Annotated in this window: 2 protein-coding genes; both read left to right on the top strand. The window is 34.7% G+C overall.

Annotated elements, in window-relative coordinates:
- The first annotated feature begins 178 nt into the window (after positions 1 to 178).
- Complete coding sequence (locus GCQ56_RS20110) at positions 179 to 865, top strand: hypothetical protein (RefSeq protein WP_152736334.1); 687 nt, start codon at positions 179 to 181, stop codon at positions 863 to 865.
- A gap of 215 nt (positions 866 to 1,080) precedes the next feature.
- Positions 1,081 to 1,590: a hypothetical protein gene (locus GCQ56_RS20105; RefSeq protein WP_152736333.1), complete on the top strand. Its 510-nt coding sequence runs from the start codon at positions 1,081 to 1,083 to the stop codon at positions 1,588 to 1,590.
- The last annotated feature ends 347 nt before the right edge of the window (positions 1,591 to 1,937 follow it).

Below are 1,937 nucleotides of genomic sequence, written 5' to 3'. Positions count from 1 at the left end.
AATTTGCCAACTTGAAAGAGGATGAGCATTTACTTGTAAATAAAATTAGAAGAGCCGTATGATGGGAGACTATCACGTACGGTTCTGTGAGAGGCTTAGGGTGAAACTCCCTTTGCCTACTCGACCATAGACCGTTGGCATTAATTGAAGAGACGCAGACTGCAAGCAAATAACAGAAATGAAAAATAGAGAATATAGAATTAAAGTGCATTCAATAGTAAGATTTATAATCGCAATGATTGGAATTTTAGTTTCAAGTCTGATACTGATAAATGACCATATACCACAACCTGACAGTGAGATTATTTCAATTATTCAGTTTTTAGCCGTTTTTGTGACATCATTTTACCTTGCACACCTGATTGGAATGGGAAAAGCTAAGGTTGTACTTACACAAGAAGGAATTCAACATATTTGGGAACGTAGATTCATTTTGAGTTGTGAAAAGAGCTTTAATATTCCGTGGAATTTAGTTGACAATTACGTATTTCAGGAAGACAGAACATTTGATAGTTTTATTATAAACTTGACAAACAAGACACGATACAAAGTGAATAGACTAAATGTTTTGCCAATTAAAGACGACTTTAACCGACTTGTTAAAGATTTTCCAAGGTTATCAAATGACTACAAAAACGGACTTGATTCAGATACTAAAATTAAACCGATTAAAGAAGGAGAAAGCATTTATGCAAGCAAATCATTCCGGTGGGTTTTCTATTTCTTATTAGTTGGATTTCTAATATTAGCCCTAACAAAAGTGTTTAATCCTGACTCTGGTACGACTTGGAGTTCCTTAGGAGTGATTGGAAGTGGAGTGCTATTTTATGGAATGATGATAATCGGACAAAAGAAGAACAACTAATGCCAACAATGTATAAAAAACATAAGTGGCTCAGTGGTTTACGGAGGTTTGGAGCATTTAATCAGCTCCGCCAAATCTGCGATTTGACGATTTGTTTTAAAACAATAAATTTGTGTCTAATCGCAAATTTGGCTCAGTGCAAATTGACAGGTAAGAGCTTCGAAATCACTTACGTTTCTTATACTTAACGTTGGCGATAATTAGAAATAAAGACAGTGAATCAAGCGAAAAAGAAATTTTCAAAAAGACATCTAATTACATTAATAATAGAATCATTAATAATTGGAATTGTAGGAGCAGTTATCTTTGTTCTACTCATTAAAACAGTTTTAGGTAACAACAACTTAAGGTACGAGATGACGAACCTCTGGGGTAATGATTATTTCTTCTACCCCCTGTTCATTTTATTGCCAATTTCATTCTTAATTGAGTCAAAGAGCAAAGTTCAAAAAGAATTAAAAAAATATTTAACCTTGGCACTATTCCCTTTGCTTTACTTGACTCTATACTTAGGAGGTCTGATCGTTGATTTGATCTGGCAACTAAATGGAATGGCTACGATTAATGCTATATCCATTATTGACAACCCAACATTTTTCAAATTTGAATTAATTGAACTAACAATTTGTGGAATATTGGGCATTGTAATCGGAATGACTATACAATTTCTCTGGATTAAAAAAATAACTATCGCCAACACGCGCTCATATAACATAGGCGGGTAGCGGGTTTTCGAAGGTTTTATGCTTTTAATGAGCCACGGCAAGGTAGCCATTTTAGAATTGTTATAGTTAAATGTAATTCTAAAATGACTACCTTTCCTTTTTATAAAATTTAAAACATAAATCAACTAAGGCACCTACGTTACATAGTGTGCCAAGAAGCAGCACATCGGTATAAACGAGTGCTGCATGCTTTATTTGAGATGGTGGAAAGCAGTTGTAAGCTTGACCCACCGATGTCGTTTTACAGGAGGGGGCATCAATTGGAGCGAAGCGGAAATCATGAGTACCAATAAGTATTATCATTATACGAACTAAACCACCCAAAGGTGCTGTGGTAAAGAGTCATG

This window comes from Marinifilum sp. N1E240 (assembly GCF_009295825.1).
GTDB classification, from domain to species: domain Bacteria; phylum Bacteroidota; class Bacteroidia; order Bacteroidales; family Marinifilaceae; genus Marinifilum_A; species Marinifilum_A sediminis.
Note: the sequence above shows the minus strand (reverse complement) of the source record. Positions and strands in the feature narration are given on the sequence as shown.